The sequence below is a fragment of the Burkholderia sp. HMSC10F09 genome (genome assembly GCF_001806955.1).
GTDB lineage: Bacteria > Pseudomonadota > Gammaproteobacteria > Burkholderiales > Burkholderiaceae > Burkholderia > Burkholderia multivorans.
This window is the reverse complement of record NZ_KV786767.1, coordinates 15,781-32,829: the sequence shown is the minus strand read 5'-3', so window position 1 is coordinate 32,829 and position 17,049 is coordinate 15,781. Positions and strand designations below refer to the sequence as shown.

The 17,049-nt window shown below is 68.5% G+C and carries 11 protein-coding genes; 3 read left to right on the top strand and 8 right to left on the bottom strand.

Annotated elements, in window-relative coordinates:
- Positions 1–2,063 precede the first annotated feature (2,063 nt).
- The gene (locus tag HMPREF3115_RS17485; protein ID WP_070555370.1) at positions 2,064–5,636 is read left to right on the top strand and encodes an indolepyruvate ferredoxin oxidoreductase family protein; all 3,573 of its coding nucleotides are present in this window, start codon (positions 2,064–2,066) and stop codon (positions 5,634–5,636) included.
- Positions 5,637–5,742: 106 nt separating this feature from the next.
- Here HMPREF3115_RS17485 and HMPREF3115_RS17480 read toward each other — a convergent pair whose 3' ends face one another.
- On the bottom strand, positions 5,743–7,410 hold the full coding sequence (locus tag HMPREF3115_RS17480; protein ID WP_070555367.1) for a Na+/H+ antiporter: 1,668 nt from the start codon (positions 7,408–7,410) through the stop codon (positions 5,743–5,745).
- A 306-nt stretch (positions 7,411–7,716) separates the two neighbouring features.
- Here HMPREF3115_RS17480 and HMPREF3115_RS17475 point away from each other — a divergent pair, with 306 nt between their 5' ends.
- Positions 7,717–8,988, top strand: coding sequence for a sensor domain-containing phosphodiesterase (locus HMPREF3115_RS17475; protein ID WP_035488933.1), 1,272 nt, complete (start codon positions 7,717–7,719; stop codon positions 8,986–8,988).
- A 68-nt stretch (positions 8,989–9,056) separates the two neighbouring features.
- The gene (locus HMPREF3115_RS17470) at positions 9,057–9,779 is read left to right on the top strand and encodes a copper homeostasis protein CutC (protein WP_070555365.1); all 723 of its coding nucleotides are present in this window, start codon (positions 9,057–9,059) and stop codon (positions 9,777–9,779) included.
- Between the two features lie 38 nt (positions 9,780–9,817).
- On the opposite strand, the gene HMPREF3115_RS17465 is transcribed toward HMPREF3115_RS17470, so the two are convergent.
- From HMPREF3115_RS17465 to HMPREF3115_RS17435, 7 genes are all read right to left on the bottom strand, one after another.
- Positions 9,818–10,219: a hypothetical protein gene (locus tag HMPREF3115_RS17465; RefSeq protein ID WP_006407117.1), complete on the bottom strand. Its 402-nt coding sequence runs from the start codon at positions 10,217–10,219 to the stop codon at positions 9,818–9,820.
- Positions 10,220–10,405: 186 nt separating this feature from the next.
- The gene (bioB, locus tag HMPREF3115_RS17460) at positions 10,406–11,425 is read right to left on the bottom strand and encodes a biotin synthase BioB (protein WP_035947739.1); all 1,020 of its coding nucleotides are present in this window, start codon (positions 11,423–11,425) and stop codon (positions 10,406–10,408) included.
- A 40-nt stretch (positions 11,426–11,465) separates the two neighbouring features.
- Complete coding sequence (bioD, locus tag HMPREF3115_RS17455) at positions 11,466–12,185, bottom strand: dethiobiotin synthase (protein WP_070555362.1); 720 nt, start codon at positions 12,183–12,185, stop codon at positions 11,466–11,468.
- A complete protein-coding gene (gene bioF / locus HMPREF3115_RS17450; RefSeq protein ID WP_039220275.1) occupies positions 12,182–13,366 on the bottom strand; it encodes an 8-amino-7-oxononanoate synthase in 1,185 nt (394 codons plus the stop codon). The genes bioD and bioF overlap by 4 nt, the downstream gene beginning before the upstream one ends.
- Positions 13,363–14,709: an adenosylmethionine--8-amino-7-oxononanoate transaminase gene (bioA, locus tag HMPREF3115_RS17445; RefSeq protein WP_070555359.1), complete on the bottom strand. Its 1,347-nt coding sequence runs from the start codon at positions 14,707–14,709 to the stop codon at positions 13,363–13,365. The genes bioF and bioA overlap by 4 nt, the downstream gene beginning before the upstream one ends.
- Before the next feature lie 514 nt (positions 14,710–15,223).
- Positions 15,224–16,495 carry a dienelactone hydrolase family protein gene (locus HMPREF3115_RS17440; protein WP_053296777.1) on the bottom strand — a complete coding sequence of 424 codons (1,272 nt, stop codon included), beginning with the start codon at positions 16,493–16,495 and terminating at the stop codon, positions 15,224–15,226.
- 106 nt (positions 16,496–16,601) lie between these two features.
- Entirely contained in the window at positions 16,602–17,039 is a 438-nt protein-coding gene (locus HMPREF3115_RS17435) for a YchJ family protein (protein ID WP_006407102.1), read from the bottom strand.
- Between the last annotated feature and the right edge of the window lie 10 nt (positions 17,040–17,049).

The window sequence follows — 17,049 nt, the reverse complement described above, 5'->3', positions numbered from 1 at the left end:
GAGTGCGAGACGGTCGATTCGCCGAGGCACTGATTTTGTTCTGGAGATGGACATCGCGCCGACGGCCGAGCTGCAGGAGCCCGAGCGCTGAGTGCCCGCGGGTCATCAACTAAATGCCCTTCATCGATGTGGATAGGTGACTCCCGGCGACTCGAATCGCTGTGAATTTCGATGGTGAGTGCGAGACGACCCATCCGCCGAAGCACGAGATTGCCGCGAAAATGCGTGGCGTGTCGACGACCGGTCCGCCGTGAGCCAGCACGGCGAGCGTCGGTGAATAATCATCGCCACGCTGCTGATCAGTGTGGACAGCTGGGCAACGAGGCGACTCGAATCCCTGTGCGTTTCAACGGTGAGTGTCGGCGACCGTGCGATCGCGGCACCGATTTTGATGTGGCGATGCCAGGTCGCGACTAGAATCGAGCCGCTGTGGATCCGAACGGTGAGCGCCGGCGCGCAATCCATCGAGGCGCGATCCGCGATGTGGATATGTCGGCAACGAAGCGACTCGCGCCGCTGTGAATCTTTACGGTGAGGGGGAGGAAACGCCCCACCGCCGCGCGGCTTTCGATACGGCGATCTCCGTCGCGAGGTAACACGCGCTACGGTGAATCGCGAGCTATCAAGGCGCGATCCGCGATGTGGACATGTCCGCCGTAAAGCGACTCAGATCGCTGTGAATTTCAGAGGTGAGTGCGAGCGGCAAACCGGCCGACAGGAGGCATCCGATGTGGATATGTCGACTGCGAAGCGACTCGAATCCCTGTGCATTTCAATGGTGAGCACCGGCCGCCAATCGCTCGCAAAGCCTTTCCCACGGTGCGATGCGTTCAATATCGCGATCGTTCGTCGCGGGTCGCCGGCGCGCGCCGGCGAGCGATTCCGACCGAACGCGGTCGCCACCCTCCCGGACGCGCCGACGTTCCGCACGCCAACCCCGCGATACGCATCGCCGCGGCGTAACTCGAATGAATCGGTGTTCGCGCGGTCTGTCTTTGCGATCGGGTTCCATTAGTCGGCCACGTCGTCTTTCTATCGCGTACACTCCGACGCCCGCGCGCAATATCGGTCAGCGGCATGAGTGATGCGGCGGACCCTGCGGGCCGTCGACGTTCCGGCGCGCAGTCGCTTCAAGCACTGAACAAGCGTAACGGCCGGCATATTGCCCGCGCGCCGACCGCGACGCTCACCGTCGAAATGCACAGTGATTCGAGTCCTTGGGTGTGCCGGTTGTCCACACCCGAACGGACGGTGGCATTCGCGCCGAAACGACCGATGTGGATATCCGGCCGACCAAACCACTCGCCGCACTGTGTATTTCAACGGTGAGCGCCCGTCGGCGCCGGCAAAACGCCGCTGCCAGGCCCGCCGCAACACGCAACAGCCAATCGCAGGCGCGTTTGCCGATCGCTTCACGACGCGAACGGGATGTGGACATCCTGCGCGTCAACTCACTCGAATGTCTGTGAATCCGAACGGTGAGCACCGGACCTATCCACTCGAATCGAGCGATCGCGATGTGGATATATGCCTCCACCGGCGACTCGAAACCCTGTGCATTCGAACGGTGAGCCTCACCGCGCGCGGACGAAAAAACCGGTCGAAACGCTGTGCAACCGAACGGTGAGTGCGAATGCCGGCGTGACGTGGCGGGACAGCCGGGATGTGAATATCCCGCGCGCCACGCCAGTCGAAACGCTGTGCATTTCAACGGTGAGCGCACGCGCGAAAACCGCTAAAACCCGCGCCAGTCGGGCCACAGCGGCCCTTGAAGTCCGCCATTGCGCACGACCGCCGGCATCGCACGCACGGCACCGCCTATCGCACCGCGCACCCTGATCCGCCGGTCCGCCGTTTCCCCCAACGCCACCCGCCGAGCGAGAACTCTCTCAAAACCGCACCAAAACCTTCGCGGTTTTTCTCGCCATCGCCCACCCGGAGCACGATGAGAAAAAACATTCTCGTCGCTGCGAGAAAAAATAGAGCCATCCCGCTGCCGCCGGCCAGCGTCGCCCGACGCGCCCGTGCCGCAGCCCAGAACAGCACAATCAGGAGACGTCCCCATGACCGCCCGCCTGCCGATCGACGGCACGCCCGCCCTATCCGACTATCGTCTGACCGACAACCTGACCGCGACGCGCGGCCGGATCTTCCTGACCGGCACGCAGGCGCTGGTGCGCCTGCTGCTGATGCAGCGCGCGGCCGATAGCGCGCAGGGCCTGAACACGGCCGGCTTCGTCAGCGGCTATCGCGGCTCGCCGCTCGGCATGGTCGACCAGCAGCTGTGGAAGGCGAAGAAGCTGCTCGACGCCAGCGGCGTGCGCTTCCTGCCCGCGATCAACGAGGAACTCGGCGGCACCGCGGTGCTCGGCACGCAGCGCGTCGAAGCGGACCCGGAGCGCACGGTCGACGGCGTCTATGCGATGTGGTACGGCAAGGGGCCGGGCGTCGATCGCGCGGGCGATGCGCTGAAGCACGGCAACGCGTACGGCTCGTCGCCGCACGGCGGCGTGCTCGTCGTGGCGGGCGACGATCACGGCTGCGTGTCGTCGTCGATGCCGCACCAGAGCGACTTCGCGATGATCGCTTGGCACATGCCGATCGTGAACCCGTCGAACATCGCCGATATGCTCGAATTCGGCCTGTACGGCTGGGCGCTGTCGCGCTACTCGGGCGCCTGGGTCGGCTTCAAGGCGATTTCGGAGACGGTTGAATCGGGGTCGACCGTTGACCTCGACGCGCTGCAGACGCAATGGCCCGCACCGCAAGGCTTCACGCCGCCCGCAGGCGGTCTGCACAACCGCTGGCCGGATCTGCCGAGCCTCACGATCGAAGCGCGTCTCGCCGCGAAGCTTGATGCCGTGCGTCACTTCGCGCGCACGAACAGCATCGACAAGTGGATCGCGCCGTCCGCGCGTGCGAACGTCGGCATCGTCACGTGCGGCAAGGCGCATCTGGATCTGATGGAGGCGCTGCGCCGTCTCGATCTGACGGTCGACGATCTCGACGCGGCCGGCGTGCGGATCTACAAGGTCGGCCTCTCGTATCCGCTCGAGCTGACGCGCATCGACACGTTCGTCGACGGGCTCGACGAAGTGCTCGTCATCGAAGAAAAGGGCCCGGTGATCGAGCAGCAGATCAAGGATCACCTCTACAACCGCACGGAAGGCGCGCGCCCGCGCGTGCTCGGCAAGCACGACGCGGCCGGCGCGTGCCTGCTGTCGGAACTCGGCGAACTGCGTCCGTCGCGCATCCTGCCCGTGTTCGCGGAATGGCTCGCGCGTCACAAGCCGGCGCTCGATCGCCGCGAGCGCGTCGTCGATCTGGTCGCGCCGCAGATCCTGTCGAACGAGGCGGACGCCGTGAAGCGCACGCCGTATTTCTGCTCGGGCTGCCCGCACAACACGTCGACGAAGGTGCCGGAAGGCTCGATCGCGCAGGCGGGGATCGGCTGTCACTTCATGGCGTCGTGGATGGACCGCGACACGACCGGTCTGATCCAGATGGGCGGCGAGGGCGTCGACTGGGCCGCGCATGCCATGTTCACGAACACGAAGCACGTGTTCCAGAACCTCGGCGACGGCACCTATTTCCATTCGGGCATCCTCGCGATTCGCCAGGCGGTTGCCGCGAAGGCGAACATCACCTACAAGATCCTCTACAACGACGCGGTCGCGATGACGGGCGGCCAGCCCGTCGACGGCAGCATCTCGGTGCCGCAGATCGCGCGGCAGGTCGAGGCCGAAGGCGTATCGCGCTTCGTCGTCGTGTCCGACGAGCCGCAGAAGTACGACGGCCATCACGGGCTGTTCCCGGCCGGCACGACGTTCCATCACCGCAGCGAACTCGACGCCGTGCAGCGCGAGCTGCGCGAGACGCCGGGCGTCACCGTGCTGATCTACGACCAGACCTGCGCGGCCGAGAAGCGCCGCCGCCGCAAGAAGGGCGAATTCCCCGATCCGGACAAGCGGCTGTTCATCAACGACGCGGTGTGCGAAGGCTGCGGCGACTGCTCGGTGCAGTCGAACTGCCTGTCGGTCGAGCCGCTGGAAACGCCGCTCGGCCGCAAGCGCCGCATCGATCAATCGTCCTGCAACAAGGACTACTCGTGCGTGAACGGCTTCTGCCCGAGCTTCGTGACGGTCGAAGGCGCGGCGCTGAAGAAGGCGGCCGGTGCGGCATTCGATGAAGCGGCGCTCGCCGCGCGCGTCGACGCGCTGCCGGTGCCGGCCACGCATCTCGATGCGGCGCCGTACGACATGCTGGTGACGGGCGTCGGCGGCACGGGCGTCGTGACGGTCGGCGCGCTGATCAGCATGGCTGCGCATCTCGAAGGCAAGAGCGCGTCGGTGCTCGACTTCATGGGCTTCGCGCAGAAGGGCGGCTCGGTGCTGTCGTTCGTGCGGATCGCATCGAGCGACCGCTGGCTGAACCAGGTGCGCATCGACACGCAGCAGGCCGACGTGCTGCTCGCCTGCGACATGGTCGTCGGCGCGAGCGCCGAGGCACTGCAGACGGTGCGTCGCGAGCGCACGCGGATCGTCGTCAACACGCACAGCATTCCAAACGCCTCGTTCGTGCAGAACCCGGACGCGAACCTGCACGCGGACGCGCTGCTCGCCAAGATGCGCCACGCGGCCGGCGACGGCTTCATGTCGAGCTGCGACGCGCAGGCGCTCGCGGCGAAGTTCCTCGGCGACACGATCGGCGCGAACATCCTGATGCTCGGCTACGCGTGGCAGCTCGGCCTCGTGCCGGTGTCGCTCGCCGCGATGATGCGCGCGATCGAGCTGAACAACGTCGCGGTGCCGATGAACAAGCTCGCGTTTTCGGTCGGCCGGATGGCGGCCGGCGATGCGCCGGGCCTCGATGCGTTGTGGAACGCGCGCCATGCGGTGGCCGTGCATGCCGCGCCGCAGACGCTCGACGAATTGATTGCCGATCGCGAAGCGCGCCTGCACGCCTACGGCGGCGCGCGCTACGTCGAGCGCTACCGTGCACTCGTGAGCGCCGCGCGCGCGAAGGGCGACGATGCGCTGACGCACGCGGTCGCGACGACGTTCTATCGGCTGCTCGCGGTCAAGGACGAATACGAAGTGGCGCGACTGTATGCAGACGACGCGTTCCGCGCATCGCTCGAAGCGCAGTTCGAAGGCGTGCCGGGGACGGACTATCGCGTGAAGTTCAACCTCGCGCCGCCGACGGTGGCGAAGGCCGGCAGCGACGGCAGCGCGCCGAAAAAGCGTGTGTTCGGCCAGTGGATGTGGCCGGTGCTCGGGATGCTCGCGCGTGTGCGCGGCCTGCGCGGTACGTGGCTCGATCCGTTCGGCCGCACGGTCGAGCGCCGCATGGAGCGCGCGCTCGCCGACGACTACGAAACGACGCTCACGCGTGCATTCGCGGCGATGACGGCCGACAACGCCGCGCGCGTCGTGCAGCTCGCGGATCTGCATGCGCGCGTACGCGGCTTCGGCCACGTGAAGCTGCGCAATCTTGCCGGCGTGAAGCGCGCGGAACGCGAACTCGCGCTGCAGCTCGGCATCGATGCGGCGACCAGCGCGGCCGTGCGCGAGGCGCTCGACGAGCTGAAGGGCGCGGGGATGCTGAAGGGCATTCCGGTCGTCGTCGCGAAGTAAGCGCGGCCCGCGGCGTCGGCGCGCCGCAAACGAAAAACGGCGATGCGCGCGTGCGGCATCGCCGTTTTTTTTCATGGCGGGCGCGGCGCGTGCCGCGCGTCGCCGTTCAGACGATCCCTTTCTTGCGTGTCGACAGCGCGGTTTCCGACAGATCGATTTCGCGGATCAGCTTCGTCAGCGTCTCGTCGGAGATCTTGCTTTCGGTACGCAGCCGATACAGCATCGAGCGCTCCGCGCGCACGGCGGCGATCCGCATCTGCAGCTCCATCGTTTCCGCCTGCTTCGCTTCGGCGCGCGGCGTCGGGCCGTCCTCGGCGAGCGCGGCGAGCCGGCGCCGATACTGATCCATCACGCGCGCGGAGATGTCCGCGCAGCGCGCGGCGCCCGATTCGTCGAGTTCGGCCGAGATCGCGTCGTGCGACGCGTCGATCGCGCGGATCGCGGCTTGAGCGGCCGCGGCGCGCGCCGCGCGCTCCTCGCCGGCGAGCGGATTGCGCGTCGTGCGCACGCCGCGCAGCAGCAGCGGCAGGCCGATGACCGCGACGATCAGCGAACCGAGAATCACGGCCGACGCGATGAAGATCGCGGTATCGCGGCCCGGCAGCGGTGCGCCGCTCGACAGCGCGACCGGAATCGACAGCACGCCGGCGAGCGTGACCGCGCCGCGCACGCCGCCGACCGTCATCACCGCGATCGTGCGCACGCCGGCCATCGTGCCCGCGAGGCCTTGCCGTGCTGCGCGGCGGCTCGCGAACCAGCGCAGCAGCCATACCCACAGAAAGCGGATCGCATACAGCGAGAGCATCATCGCGCCCACGTTGAACAGCATGCGGCCGACCAGCGCGTCGCTCGTATGGTGCGCCTCGACGAGTGCGCGGCCGATGATGTGCGGCAGCTGCAGCCCGAGCATGATGAACACCATGCCGTTGAACACGAACTCGATCATCGCCCACGTGCTTTCCGCGCGCACGCGCGACGCGACCGTGCTTTTGCGCGAGAAGCTCGTGTAATTCATCATCATTCCGGCCGACACGGCCGCGAGCACGCCGGACAGATCGAAGTGCTCGGCGAACAGGTACGCGGCGAACGGCACGAGCAGCGTCATCACGATGCCGGGCGCCGGATCGCCTTCCTGCTCTGCGTTGAGGAAGCGCGTCGACAGCGCGCTGAACAGCCAGGACACGGCCGCGCCCGTCGCGAGTCCGCCGGCCGCGACGACGACGAACGTCAACGACGCGTCGCGCAGCGAGAACACGCCGGTGAGCGCGGCGGCGATCGCGAACTTCAGCGCGACGAGGCCCGACGCGTCGTTCATCAGCGCCTCGCCTTCGAGGATGTGCATCAGTTGCGGCGGGATCCGGCCCTTTCCGGCGATGCCCGACAGCGCGACCGCATCGGTCGGCGAGAGCACGGCCGCGAGCGCGAACGCAATCGGCAGCGGCAACTCGGGAATCAGCCAATGCGCGAAGTAGCCGACGGCGAGTACCGTCATGAACACGAGCCCGAACGCGAGCATCAGGATCGCGCGCCGCTGCAGATACAGCTCGCGTTTCGGAATCCGCCAGCCGTCTGCGAACAGCAGCGGCGGGATGAACAGCAGCATGAAGATTTCAGGGTCGAACGTCACATGGAGATTCAGATGTGGCCACGCGAGCGCGGCGCCGAAGGCGATCTGCATCAACGGCAGCGGCAGCCGCAACGGCAGTACGCGCGTGAGCGCGCCGGACAGCGCGACGGTGAGCAGCAGGATGAGGACGGTGAAGACGATTTCCATCGATACGGCAAAGGCGGGGAATGAAACGACCGTACGGAGTGTAGCGTGCTCGCGCGAGCGCTGCGCTCCGGTGCGCCGGTGCGGATGCACGCAAACGGTGCAACCGCGCTGCGCCGTGCTGGTGCAGCACCGCGTGCGCCGTGCGAAGCGCGCGTGATCGACGCTTGCACGGAGCTTGCTTGATGCTTGCTCGCCGTCCGGCGCAGGCCGGATAAACCGAGGGTTCATCGACATGGGCCGATGCCGCGCGCCGTCCGGTTCGTCAGCCGCCGCGTTGCCGATGCAGACCGATTTCAGGAGGAACGCATGACGACCGAGCAACAGGAGCGACCGGTTGTCGCGTCGCCGTACCGTTTCGAGCGGGAAGTGAGTTCCGGCTTCGAGCGGTTCGCGACGCGGCACCGCGAGCTGACGCTCACCACCGTGTTCCAGCCGATCTTCAGCCTCGCGCATCAGCGGGCAGTCGGCTACGAAGCGCTTTTGCGCGCACACGACACGCTCGATCGCGCGGTGTCGCCGCTCGACGTGTTCGGCGATGCCGCGCGCCACGGCGAACTGCTGCAGCTCGACCGGCTCGCGCAGGCGCTGCATCTCGAGAATTTCGCGCTGCTCGGCGCGTCGCGCGAGTGGCTGTTTCTGAACGTGCACCCCGGCGTGCTCACCGACCCGTTCCAGGCGGCCGCGCTGCTCGCGAACCTGAAGCGGCTCGGTATTCCACCGCGCCGGATCGTGCTCGAAGTGCTCGAACAGCGCGCGGACGACGTCGAGCGGCTTGCCGACGCGGTGCGCGCATGCCGCGCGCAGGGCTTCCTGATCGCGCTCGACGATTTCGGCGCCGGGCACGCGAACGTCGAGCGGATCTGGCAACTCGATCCCGACATCGTCAAGCTCGACCGGATCCTGCTGTCGCAGGCCGCGCATCGCACAGGGCCGACCGCGATCCTGCACGGGCTCGTCGCGCTGCTGCACGAAGCGGGCAAGCTCGTGCTCGTCGAAGGGATCGAAACGGAGCACGACGCGCAGGTCGCGCTCGCATGCGAAGCCGATTTCGTGCAGGGCTACTACTTCGGCCGGCCGGCGCCCGGCCTGCCCGATAGTGCCGCTGCGACCGGCTGCATCGGCGAGCTGACCGAGCGCTTTCGCGAGCAGGCCGATGCGCGCGAGCGGCGCGACGCGCAGCGGCTCGCGCCTTATCTGCGCGCATTCGAGCGCGCAGCCGAACGCCTCGCGGCCGGCGAGCCGCTCGACGACGTGTGCTGGAACTTCCTCGCGCTCGACGATGCGGCGCGCTGCTTCCTGCTCGATGCGCGTGGCCGGCAGGCCGGCCGCAACATCGTGCTGCGCGCCGATCGCGCGCCGCGCGAGACGCGTTTTTCGCCGCTGTCCGAGGCGCAGGGCGCGAACTGGCTGAGGCGGCCGTATTTCCGCACGGCGATCGCGGAGCCGGGGCGCGTGCAGGTGACGCGGCCGTATCTGTCGATCAACGAGGCGCAGCCGTGCGTGACGCTATCGATCGCGATCCGGATCGGCGATGCGCAGTGCGTGCTGTGCGGCGACATCGACTGGACAGAGGGCTGACGCGCAGGGTGGCGCACGGTACGCGGCTCGGCTAGGATGCGCGCATTGTCCCGACGAATCGCGCTGCCATGAACCGACCCGCTGCTGCTGCCGTGCTCCTCGAAGTGATCGCCACGACCGTCGCCGATGCGAAGGCCGCCGCGCGCGCCGGCGCCGACCGGCTCGAACTCGTGACCGCGATCGGCGAAGGCGGACTCACGCCGAGCATCGGGCTGATCGAAGCGGTCGTCGCCGCGGTGTCGATTCCGGTGAACGTGATCGTGCGTCCGCACAGCCGCGCGTTCGTCTACGACTCGGACGATCTGCGCGTGATCGAGCGCGACGTGCGCGCGGCCGTCGCGGCCGGTGCCAACGGTGTCGTGTTCGGTGCGCTCGACGCGCGCGGCGACGTCGATGTCGATGCGCTCGCGCGCGTGGCGGCGGCAGCGGACGGGCGCGATCTGACGTTCCACCGCGCGTTCGACGTCGCGCGCGATCTGAATGCGGCGTTCGACACGCTGCTGCGCGTGCCGGCCGTCACGTCGGTGCTGACCTCGGGCGGCCATCCGTCGGTGCTCGATGCGACGGCGACGATCGCGCGCATGGTGCGGCACGCCGCGGGCACGACCTGCACGGTGCTCGCCGGATCGGGGCTGACCGTCGATGCGGTCGGAGAATTCGTGCGGACGACCGGCGTGCACGCCGTGCATTTCGGCTCGGGCGTACGGCCGCGCGGCGAGGTGCTGGCGCCGGTCGACGAGCGGCTCGTTGCGAAAGTGCGGGCGGTACTGGATCGCGCGACGCAGGCGTAAGCGTGTATCGGCCGCATCGACGTCCGGCGCCGCGTGCGTCAGTCGTAGCGGATCGTCAGGTCCTTCAGGATGTCGACATTGCCCCACTTGAACGCGCAGCGGCGGCCGACCTCGACCGCGGTGCCGTCGCGTATTTCACTGACAGGCGTGCAGCCGCCGGCAATCGTCACCGTCGGCGTGCCTTGCCGTGACAGCGGGAACTCGATCGCCGCATCCTGCGGAATCGTATGCGTGAGCGCGACGTCTTCGATGTAGTCGTCGGGCAGCGTGAAGATCAGCGCGCGGTCGACCTTCAGCGTGTAGTAGTCGTGCTGGAACGGAATGCTGACCACGCAGAGCTCGGTGGTGTGGCCGTTCAGCGTCTGCGACGAACATTTCGGTTCGGCGGCATGTGCGGTAGCGGCGGCGATGCCGAGCACCGCGACGGCGATGTGCTTCATCGTTGGTTATCCCCGTAACGTGATGATGGAACCGCCGACGAGGCCGACGCGCGCAGCGTCCGGCGATCGCGGCGAAGCGCACATGTTAGTGCGGACGCGGCGCCGATGCACGCGCTTCGCCCGCCGCGCCAATGAAAAAAGCCGGGACGTGTCCCGGCTTTCGTCATGCGGCGCAGCGTGCGACGCTCATGCGCGTTCCGCCAGGGCATCGGCCTCGCTCGCACGAATCCCGAGACGCTCGAACAGCGCGCGATCTTTCTGCGTCTGCGGGTTGCTCGTCGTGAGCAGCTGGTCGCCGTAGAACATTGAATTCGCACCGGCGAGGAAGCAGAGCGCCTGCAGGCCGTCGTCGAGCTGTTCGCGGCCGGCCGACAGTCGCACGACCGCCTTCGGCATCGTGATGCGCGCCACCGCGATCGTGCGCACGAATTCGAACGGATCGAGCGGCGCGGTGCCGGCGAGCGGCGTGCCTTCGATCGCGACCAGATTGTTGATCGGCACCGATTCCGGATACGGATTCAGGTTCGCGAGCTGCGAGATCAGCCCCGCGCGTTCGCGGCGCGATTCGCCCATCCCGATGATGCCGCCGCAGCACACGTTGATCCCCGCGTCGCGCACGCGGTCGAGCGTGTCGAGGCGGTCCTGGTACGTGCGCGTCGAGATCACCTGCCCGTAGAACTCCGGCGACGTGTCGAGGTTGTGGTTGTAGTAGTCGAGGCCCGCGTCGGCGAGCTGCTTCGCCTGCTCGTCCTCGAGCATCCCGAGCGTCATGCAGGTCTCGAGGCCGAGCGCCTTCACGCCGCGCACCATCTCGGTCAGCGCAGGCATATGGCGCTCCTTCGGGTTGCGCCATGCGGCGCCCATGCAGAAGCGGCTCGCGCCGTTCGCCTTCGCGGCGCGCGCGGCGTCGAGCACCGCGTCGACGTCCATCAGCTTCTCGGCCTTCAGGCCCGTGTCGTGGTGCGCGGACTGCGAGCAATAGCCGCAGTCTTCCTCGCAGCCGCCGGTCTTGATCGACAACAGCGTCGACAGCTGCACGGCATTCGCGTCGAAGTGCTCGCGATGCACCTGCTGCGCACGGAAGATCAGATCGTTGAACGGCAGCTCGAACAGCGCGACGACGTCGGCGACGCGCCAGCGCTGCGGCGACGGCGCTGCCACGGGAATCGCGTCGGGTTGCGCGGCGGCGGTCTGGGCTTGGGTCATTTCGTTTTCCTGTCCTGACTGGAGGGGTGAGATCGGGGAGTCAACGCTGCGCGGCGCGCAGCGTGTCGACGAGCGCGGCGATGTCGAGCGTCGCCGCGGCGGATTCGGGGTCGGCCGGCGCCATGTGGGCGATGCGGCCGAGCAGCGGTGCGCGATGCTCGCGCGCGAGCCAGTCGCGAATCGTCGCGACGTTCTCGTCCGCGTAAGTCATCGCCGGATCGACGTGGTTCGCGACCCAGCCGGCAAGCGTGAGCCCGCGCGCCGCGATCGCGTCGGCCGTCAGCAGCGCATGGCTGATGCAGCCGAGCCGCATGCCGACCACGAGCACGACCGGCAGGCCGAGCGCGACTGCGAGATCGGCGGTGTCCTGCGTGTCGTTCAGCGGCACGCGAAAGCCGCCGACGCCTTCGACGACGACGATGTCCGCACGCGTCAGCGCGTCGCGATGGCATGCGACGATCGTGTCGATGTCGAGCGTCACGTGCTCGTGCGCGGCGACGATGTGCGGTGCGGCGGGCGCCTTCAGCAGGAACGGCGTGCGCAGCTCGGGCGGCAGCACGACGCTCGCGGCCGCATCGAGCTGGTCGGCGTCTTCGTTGTGCCACACGCCGTCGCGCTCATAGGCGCCGGCCGCGACCGGCTTCATCGCGGCCGCGCGTAGCCCGTGCCGCGCGAAGCCGTGCAGCAGCGCGGCCGACACGAAAGTCTTGCCGATCTCGGTGTCGGTGCCCGTGACGAACAGCGAAAGCGGTGTGCTCATGCGGCCTCCTCGCTTGCGCGCAGCAGCGCGGTTTCGAGCCGCGCGAGATCGTCGAACGAATGCGCGGCCGACAACGAGATGCGCAGCCGCGAGGTGCCGGCCGGCACCGTCGGCGGGCGGATCGCGGGCACCCACAGGCCGTGCGCGTCGAGCGCACGCATCGCGGCGAGCGTCGCCTCGTTGCTGCCGATCACGAGCGGCTGCACGGCCGTGTGCGAGTCGACCGGCTGCCAGCGCGTGCGGCGCAGCAGCGCGCGCGTGCGTTCGATCAGTGCGGCGAGGTGCGCGCGCCGCGCGTCGCCTTCGTCGCCGGCGATCACCTTCAGGCTCGCCGACACCGCATGCGCGACGGCCGGCGGTGCGGCCGTCGTGAAGATGTAGCTGCGCGCGCGCTGGATCAGCCACTCGATCACCGTCTCGTGCGCGACGACGAATGCGCCCGCGACGCCGGCCGCCTTGCCGAGCGTGCCGACATAGACGAGATGCGGCGAACGCAGCGCGGCCGCCGCGAGCGCGCCGCGGCCTTGCGGGCCGAGCACGCCGAAGCCGTGCGCGTCGTCGACGACGAGCCATGCGCCGTGGCGTTCGGCAAGCGCGAGGAGCTCGGCGAGCGGCGCGATGTCGCCGTCCATGCTGAACACCGTATCGGTGACGATCAGCTTCGTCTGCGACGTGCACGCCTCGAGCAACGCGCCGAGCGCGGCCGTATCGGCATGCGGATAGACCTGCACGGTGGCGCGCGACAGCCGCGTGCCGTCGATCAGCGACGCGTGGTTCAGCGCGTCGGAGAAGATCGTCGCGTCCTTGCCGGCGAGCGCGGTGACCGCCGCGAGGTTCGCCATGTAGCCGGTGCTGAAGTACAGCGCGCGCGGCGCGTCGGAGAAGCCGCCCGCGAAGCCCGCGAGTTCGTCCTCGAGCTTCGCGTGCGCGCGCGAGTGGCCGCCGAGCAGATGCGAGCCGCCGCTGCCGGAGCCGTAGCGCTGCGCGCCTTCGGCGAACGCGGCGACGAGCGCCGGATGCGCGGCGAGGCCGAGGTAGTCGTTGCTCGCAAACCCGACGATCTCGCGGCCGTTCACGGTCATGTGCGCGTCGCAGGCGCTGTCGGCCGTGCGGCGCACACGGCGCAGCCCTTGCGCATCGAGATCGGCGAGGCCGCGCTGCAGCGTATCGAGCAGGTTCATCGTGCACTCTCCGCGAGCGTGGCCTCGAGCGTGTCGCGCGTGCGCTGCGCGAGCCAGGCGATGTCGTCGTCGCTCATCACGTACGGCGGCATCAGGTAGACGGTCGTGCCGATCGGCCGCAGCAGCAGTTCGCGCTCGAGTGCGCGCTCGAAGAAGCGCCGCGAGAAGCCGCGCGCCGCGTCGCCGTCGAGCGCGACGTCGAACGCGAACAGCGTGCCGCGCTCGCGCAGGTGGCGCACCTCCGGATGGGCGGCGAGCGGCGCGAGCGCGGCGCGTAGCGCGGCCGACTTGCGCGCGTTGCTCGCGAGCACGTCGTCGCGTGCAAACAGGTCGAGCGTCGCGACCGCCGCGCGGCATGCGAGCGGATTGCCGGTGTACGAGTGCGAGTGCAGGAAGCCGCGCGTCGTGTCGTCGTCGTAGAACGCGGCGAACACGTCGTCGCGCGTCAGCACGAGCGATAGCGGCAGATAGCCGCCGCTGATGCCTTTCGACAGGCACAGGAAGTCGGGCCACACGCCGGCCTGCTCGCACGCGAAGAACGTGCCGGTGCGACCGCAGCCAACCGCGATTTCGTCGGCGATCAGATGCACGTCGAATTCGTCGCAGAGCGCGCGCAGCCCGCGTACGTACGACGGATCGTGCATCGCCATCCCGGCCGCGCACTGCACGAGCGGCTCGACGATCAGCGCGGCGATCCGTTCGCCGCGTTCGACGAACAGACGGCGCACGTCGGCAAGCGCGCGGCCCGCAACGTCGGCGGCCGTTTCGCCCGGCAGCGCGCCGCGCGCGTCGGGCGACGCGACGACGTGCGCGTGGCGGATCAGCGGATCGTACGCGTCCTTGAACAGCGCGACGTCGGTCACGCCGAGCGCGCCGATCGTTTCGCCGTGGTAGCCGTTCGCGACGCACGCGAATTCGCGCTTATCGGCGCGGCCGCGGTTGCGCCACGCGTGAAAGCTCATCTTCAGCGCGATCTCGACGGCCGATGCGCCGTCCGATGCAAAGAACGCATGGCCGAGCGTGTTCGCAGTCAGCGCATGCAGTCGCTCGGCGAGCTCGATCGCGGGCTCGTGCGTGCAGCCGGCGAGCATCGCGTGTTCGAGCGTATCGAGCTGGTCCTTCAGTGCGGCGTTGATGTCGGGATTCGCATGGCCGAACAGATTGACCCACCACGAGCTGATCGCATCGAAGTAGCGGCGCCCGTCGCGGTCGTACAGCCATACGCCCGCGCCGCGCGCGACGGGAACGAGCGGCAGGCGCTCGTGGTGCTTCATCTGGGTGCAGGGATGCCAGACCGCGCGCAGGCTGCGCGCGACCCAGTCGTCGGGGGCTGACGTACTCAAGGCGACTCCGGGAGTAAAACGGCGGCGCGCGGCATCGTCGGACGCGGCGCGCACACGGGGACAGCCATCGTGCGGCCGACGGCGCGCACGACACGAAAACGCGCAGAGATTAGCGTGTTCCGCGGCCCCTTGCACTAGCGGTTACAAACGCCGCAAAGCCTTGTGGGACGGGAGTTCGGCGCAGATCGGGACCGCTCGCGACGGTACGCTCGAGATCGCCCGAAATGGCCGCAGATGACGACGTTCGAGTGACACCGCCCGTCAGAAAAAAATCGTGGGCGGCGCGGTGCCGCGGCGTGCGGGAATAAGGGGAACGATGGGGAAAGCGGCGATCGACGCGCGGCGCGGGAGCGGCGCGCGGCTCGTATCGCGAGTGTGCGTCAAGCGACGCTGTGCGACCGAAGAGGCGACGCCGCCGGACACGCGCGCGGCGCAGCACGGCGCGCCACGTACCGCGTACGCTGGCGCGCGCCGTCGAAAACGAAACGAAAGGGAAGGGGAAAGGAAGCGCGCGTCAGCGCGACGCGAGCGCGCGCGTATCGGCGCCGTGCGCGCCGGTATCGCCGTTGTCGGCCGTTTGCGTGTTCGCGTTCCATACGACGCGATCGTTCACCGCATACAGCCGGCACGGGCCGGCGCCCTGCTTGGCGCAGTTGTCGAGCGCGAGCGCCATCGGATCGTCGCCGCCTTCGGCCCACGACCATGCGCCTTCGGACGACACCGCGAACGCGCGGCTCGGATGCTGGTTCAGGAAGCGGCGATAGCCTTCGCGGCCCGCTTCGTCGACATAGGGCACCGCGTCGACGGCGTCGATCGACGCGTAGCCGGTCGCCTTCGGTTCATGCGGGCTCGCGACCGCATAGCGCACGGCGGTCGGCAGATTCAGTTCCGCGAGGAACGCATGCACGGCCGGCCACCAGACGGGCACGCCGTCGCGATCGACGATCAGCCGGTGCGCATCGTCCTTGTAGCGGCCGAAATCGATGAACTGCGCCTGCGTGCCGTGCGCCACGTATGCATCGTGCATTTGCGACACGAGCGCGGGCGTCCATACCGAATCGTTGTCGCCGTACAGCCAGAGCGAGCGCACGGCCGTGTGCGCGCCGTACTGATCGAACGCGTCGACGAGGTTCTTCTGCCAGCCGTCGCAGAGATCCTGGCGCAGCCCGCCGGAGAAGTTGATGATGCCGCGCACACCGGGCGCCGCTTCGGTGCCGTACGCGACCGACACGAGGCCGCCGTGCGACGTGCCCGCGACGACGATGCGCGATGCGTCGACGTACGACTGCTGCGACATGTAGCGGATCGTCGCGGCGACGTCGGCGGCCTGCGCGAGGCCGTTTTTCTCGACGTTGCAGCCTTCCTGCCGATAGGTGCCGCCGGAGCCGGCAAAGCCCTGGCGGTTCGGCGCGATCACCGCATAGCCGCGGCGCACGAATTCGCGCGCGAACGCGAGCGGGCGGCTGCGCGGCTGCTGATGGAGATCGCCGGTGTTCTTGCCGTGATTGAAGACGACGAGCGGGAACGGGCCGGGGCCGTCCGGCTTGAACAGCGTCGCTTCGAGCGTGACGGTGCCCGACGCGTCGGCCGGGATGCGCAGAATGCGCTCGTTGAGATCGGCCGCGACCTGCGGCAGGCCCGAGTCGCCGTAATCGAAGCGCTCGGCATGGGCGAGCGACTTGCCGGCCGCGCCCGCATCGGCATTTGCGTTCGGCAGCGTACCGGCCTGAGCGGCCGACAGCGCGCACGCCGCCATCCATCCCACCACTACCTTGCTGAACGCCATTCGTAAGCCCTGCCATGCAACAGACCCGATCGAAGGCCATCCTAGCCCGACAAATTCAGGTTGTGCAATGCAGGAATTACCCGGCGTCTGACACAGCAAGTATTTGTCAGCGCTCGCTTACATCGCCGTCGACATAGCGCCAGAAACCGTGTTCGTCGCGCGTGAAGCGGCTCGTCTCGTGCAGCCGGTACGCGCGGCCGCCCACCTTGTAGCGGGCCACGAATTCGACCTCGGCATGCGTTTCGTCGAGCGTCGCGTGGCGTTTGATCGCGAGCCCGAGCCAGCGCGGCGCGTCGGGCGCGTCGGGGTCGATGTCGAGATCCGGCGGGCAAGTGCGCGCGTCCCAGGTCGCGCGCAGGTAGTCGACGGCGCCGAGCACGTAGGCGGTATACCGCGAACGCATCAACTCGAGTGCGCTCGGCGCGGGCGCGCCGCCGTCGATGAAGCGGCCGCAGCAGTCCGCATAGCGCGGCGGCGTGGCTTTGCCGCCCGTCGCGGGGGACGCGCCGCCGCACGGGCAGGCATCAGGTCGGTTCGGAATCATGCGTAACAGG